The sequence below is a fragment of the Kitasatospora sp. NPDC056327 genome, from assembly GCF_042261735.1.
Lineage (GTDB): Bacteria > Actinomycetota > Actinomycetes > Streptomycetales > Streptomycetaceae > Kitasatospora.
Genome location: NZ_JBHJRC010000451.1, coordinates 1 through 4,286 on the forward strand (window position 1 = coordinate 1; position 4,286 = coordinate 4,286).

Genomic DNA, 4,286 nt, shown 5'->3' on the forward strand with positions numbered 1-4,286 from the left:
CGTCGAGGCCGTGCCGCACGCCGCCCCGCCGCAGGGCCTCCCGACCCGCACCCTCCCGTCACGCCCCGCCGCCGCGCCGCGCGGGGGCGCCCCGGTGGACGGCGCCGCCCCTGCGGCGGCCGGCACCGCGGCCCCGGCGGCCGGGCAGGGCGCCCTGCCGCGCCGGGTCCGCCAGGCGAGCCTCGCCCCGCAGCTGCGCGAGCGGGCCGCGGAGGCGGCCGGCCCTGTCGGCGGACACCCGGGCGGCGCCGCCGAGCCGGCCCGTGAGCGTTCGCCGGAGGAGGCGCGGGCCACCTTCGCCTCGTTCCAGCGCGGCTTCACCCGCGGCCGGGGCGCCTCCGTCGCCCCGCCGCCCGCACCGGCGCCGGCACCCAGAGCCGTGTCCGCGTGGCTGCCGCCGGACCCGTCGCGCCGCGCGCTGGCCCCGGCGCCCGCCCCGGCGGCGCTGCCGGGCCCCGTGGCGGGCGAGCCGGCGCCGCTGGCCCGCCGCGCGCCGGTCCCGCCGCCGACCAGGATCATCCGGCCCCGGCGCGGTACGGCGGAACCGGGCGCACCCGCCGGTCCGTTGTCCCACGGGCCGGCCGAAGGCACCGCAGCACCCGCACCACCGGCAGGATCCGCAAGACCCGTACCACCGGCACCACCGGCACGACCCGCACCACCCGCTCCAGCGGAAGGAACAGATTCATGACCACTTCGACGCAGGCGACCGGAGACCTCAACTGGCTCCTGGACGACCTGGTGGGCCGTGTCGCCGCCCTGCGGCACGCGGTGATCCTCTCCGGCGACGGCCTGGCCACCGGCGCCTCCCGCGGCCTGGACAGGGAGGACGCCGAGCACCTGGCCGCCGTCGCGGCAGGCTTCCACAGCCTGGCGAAGGGCGCCGGCGGGCACTTCAAGGTCGGCGGCGTGCGCCAGACCATGGTCGAGCTGGACGAGGCCTTCCTGTTCATCACCGCGGCCGGCGACGGCAGTTGCCTGGCGGTGCTGAGCGAGGCCGAGGCCGACATCGGCCAGATCGCCTACGAGATGGCCCTGCTGGTCAAGCGGGTCGGCGAGCACCTGGCCGCCGAACCGCGCGCCGACGTGGCCCCGCCCGGGAGATGAGCGGTCCGATGCCGGACGAGGAACCGACGCCGGTGCCGCGGGAGCCGGGGACGGACGGCCGCGGGGAGCCGGCCGGCCGGGGGCCCGAGGAGCGGGGGCGGGAGGAGGGGGACCCGGACGATCCCGGAGTCGACCTCTTCCACCCCCGGACCCCGGTCGACGACCGCTGGTTCGACGACGAGGCCGGCCCGGTGGTGCGGCTGTACTCGATGACCCGCGGCCGGACCAGGCCGGTCGAGGACGGCCTGTTCGACCTGATCTCGCTGATCACCGCGAAGGACCCCGCGCCGGGCGCGGGCGCCGTGCCCGCCCACGTGCTCGATCCGGAGCACCAGACCATCCTGGCCTGGTGCCGCCGGGAGCCGATCTCGGTGGCCGAGCTCGGCTCGTACACCGACCTGCCGGTCAGCGTCGTGCGCGTCCTGCTCGGCGATCTCCACGACGCCGAGCTGATCAGCGTCACCCGACCCGTTCCGCTCGCCGAGCTGCCGGACGAGCGCCTGCTGCGAGACGTGATCAATGGACTACGTGCGCTCTGACCTCCCCGCGACCGCCGCCGCCCCGGCTCCCGTCCACGACCGGAGTCACACCCCGTCCGGCGGCCGGACCGACGACGCGGCCGGCCGCCGGACGGGCAATGACCCGCGCTGGCGCGGCGGTCCGGCGGCCGCGGTGAAGATCCTGGTCGCGGGCGGCTTCGGCGCGGGCAAGACCACCCTGGTCGGCGCGGTGAGCGAGATCCGCCCGCTGCGCACCGAGGAGGAACTCAGCGAGCTGGGCCGCCCGGTGGACGACATCGCGGGCGTCGAGGCCAAGCGCACCACCACGGTGGCGATGGACTTCGGCCGGATCGACCTGCGGCCCGGGCTCGCCCTCTACCTGTTCGGCACGCCCGGCCAGGACCGGTTCTGGTTCGTCTGGGACGAGCTGGCCCGGGGCGCGCTCGGCGCGGTGGTGCTGGCCGACACCCGGCGGCTGGCGGACTGCTTCCCCTCGGTGGACTTCTTCGAGCAGCGCGGCATCCCGTTCCTGGTCGCGGTGAACTGTTTCGACGGCGGCGAGGTCTTCGCCCCCGAGGAGGTCCGGGACGCGCTCGACCTGGACCCGGACATTCCGGTGATGCTCTGCGACGCGCGCCTGCGCGAGGACGGCAAGGAGCTGCTGGTGGCGCTGGTCGAGCACGCCGCGGCCCGCCGCCGGGCCGCACCCGCCCGGGTCTGAACCACGGTCGCCGCCCCCGGACTTCCGTCCGCCGGACGGCCGTCGGGCCGCTCCGGACGTCCGCCCGCCGGCCGGCAGGGGCGCACCACCGGGCGGCCGCACGCCCCCCCCGGAGGGCGTGCGTGCCCCCGCCCGGACGGGCGCCGTCTCAGCAATGTGCTCACATGCCGGACGATCCGGCGCACGCAGGTTGCCTTGACCGCTCCGGCGTGGAAGGCTCTGGGGACGAGGGCGCCCGGCCCGCAACCGGGATGCCTCGAATCCGTGCCGCGCACCGAGTGCGTCCGGCACACGCGCCGCAGCGCGGCACAGGGACGTGCCGGCGCACCGGGAACAGAGGGGGGAGGGGCCGCACCGTGAACGTCGAGCAGCGACGGTCCTCGGACGTGTCCGCCTTCCCGCACCTCGCCCTCCCGGTCACCCCGGCGCTGACCGTCCGGCGGTACATCGACCACGCGCTGATCTGCAGCGCCTGTTGTCGCTGACGTCGCCAACGTCGCCGTCCACGTCACCGTCGCCGCCGTCCGCCGCCCGGGAACTCCCCGTCCGGCCCGGCCCGTCCGCCCCGCACCACCGGGACCGGCGGAAACCGACGGCCCCTCGCACCGTCGACCCGGCAGCACCGGACAGCCGTCCGGTGGGCCGCCGTCGCCCCTGCCCGCTTCGCGGAGAGCACCAGTGAACCTCGCCAGCACCACCCTCCCCCCGGCCGTCGCCACCACCGTGGCCGTCACCGCCGCCGCCCGTGCGGCGGACGGCACGGCCGGTGCGACCGGGGAGACGCGGTCCGAGGCGGCGTTCACCCGGCCGGATGGGCGCGGGAACCGCGCCGGAGACGGACGGAGAGGTCGTCACCCCGACCTCAAGCCGTTCTGGCCGTCCCGGCAGCCGCACCTGTTCGACCAGACGTGTCCGGGTTCGCCCAGCGCGTCCCGGCACTCCTTCCGCTGACCCCGGGTCAGTCCTCGGCAGCACGCCCGGTCGACGCGCAGACGACTCCACCCCGTCCGTCACGCGCGAAATGAGCGGCATCATGTCCTCGACCTCCACCGCCACCCTTCCCTACCCCTCCTCGACCCCGCACCTGCGCGCGGTCCGCTCCGTCTCCTCGACCGCCGAACGCTGGCACGGCGGTCCCGTCGCGCCGCGCCCCGCGGAGGGCCGCCCCGGCGCCCTGCCCTCCGCCGCCGTGCCCCCGGCGCCCGCCGGCGGATCGCCGGTGCTGCCCTCGCTCCCGCCGCAGTCGCTGCTCGCGGCGCTGCCGGAGGGTGCGGCGGTCGTCGCCGCGCTGCCGCAGGGCTCGCTGCCGCAGGCCCTGCTCGCCCAGTACGGTGCGCAGTTCGGCGCCTCGGCGGGGCAGCCGATGGTCGGCTACCTGGTCCTGGTCCCGGCCGAGGGCGGCGCCGCCGTCCAGGCGGCCGTCCCCGCGCAGGCCGGTTTCCCGGTCGCCCCGGTTCCGGCCCAGGCCCCCGCGGCGCCGGCCGGCCCCGTCGCCGCCCCGCCGGCGGCCGGTGCCCCCGCCCGCCCGGTGCGCCCCGCCGGCCGCGGCATCACGGTCGACGTGGAGCGCCGCAACGCCTACGTGGACGGGCGGCTGCTCGACCTCACCTACCTGGAGTTCGAGCTGCTCGCCCACCTGACCGAGCACCCGCAGCGGGTGCACACCCGGGACCACCTGGTCTCCGCCGTCTGGGGCTACGGCCACGTCGGCGACGGCCGCACGGTGGACGTGCACGTGGCCCGGCTGCGCCGCAAGCTCGGTGTGGCCTACCGGGACAGCATCGTGACGGTCCGCCGGGTGGGCTACAAGTACACCCCGGTCGCCTGATCCCCGCTCCGGCCGAACGTCACCCCGACCGCACGTCACCCCGGCTCCACGGCCACGCGTCCCGGCGCGCCGTGGAGCCGGGGCCGGTCTCGTATAAAACAATCAGACACCACGAGACACTTTACAATAT

General features: G+C 77.0%; 6 protein-coding genes. All 6 read left to right on the forward strand.

The window, feature by feature from the left end; genetic code table 11:
• The first annotated feature begins 687 nt into the window (after positions 1-687).
• The 6 genes from ACFCX4_RS35005 to ACFCX4_RS35030 all read left to right on the forward strand — a co-directional run bounded on the left by ACFCX4_RS35005 (position 688) and on the right by ACFCX4_RS35030 (position 4,156).
• A complete protein-coding gene (locus ACFCX4_RS35005) occupies positions 688-1,107 on the forward strand; it encodes a roadblock/LC7 domain-containing protein (protein ID WP_376151309.1) in 420 nt (139 codons plus the stop codon).
• A gap of 209 nt (positions 1,108-1,316) precedes the next feature.
• Positions 1,317-1,646: a DUF742 domain-containing protein gene (locus ACFCX4_RS35010; RefSeq protein WP_376151316.1), complete on the forward strand. Its 330-nt coding sequence runs from the start codon at positions 1,317-1,319 to the stop codon at positions 1,644-1,646.
• Positions 1,647-1,779: 133 nt separating this feature from the next.
• On the forward strand, positions 1,780-2,328 hold the full coding sequence (locus tag ACFCX4_RS35015; RefSeq protein ID WP_376151318.1) for an ATP/GTP-binding protein: 549 nt from the start codon (positions 1,780-1,782) through the stop codon (positions 2,326-2,328).
• Positions 2,329-2,684: 356 nt separating this feature from the next.
• Positions 2,685-2,813 carry a hypothetical protein gene (locus ACFCX4_RS35020; protein ID WP_376151310.1) on the forward strand — a complete coding sequence of 43 codons (129 nt, stop codon included), beginning with the start codon at positions 2,685-2,687 and terminating at the stop codon, positions 2,811-2,813.
• Between the two features lie 193 nt (positions 2,814-3,006).
• The gene (locus ACFCX4_RS35025) at positions 3,007-3,279 is read left to right on the forward strand and encodes a hypothetical protein (protein WP_376151312.1); all 273 of its coding nucleotides are present in this window, start codon (positions 3,007-3,009) and stop codon (positions 3,277-3,279) included.
• Between the two features lie 82 nt (positions 3,280-3,361).
• Positions 3,362-4,156: a winged helix-turn-helix domain-containing protein gene (locus ACFCX4_RS35030; protein WP_376151314.1), complete on the forward strand. Its 795-nt coding sequence runs from the start codon at positions 3,362-3,364 to the stop codon at positions 4,154-4,156.
• Positions 4,157-4,286 lie beyond the last annotated feature (130 nt).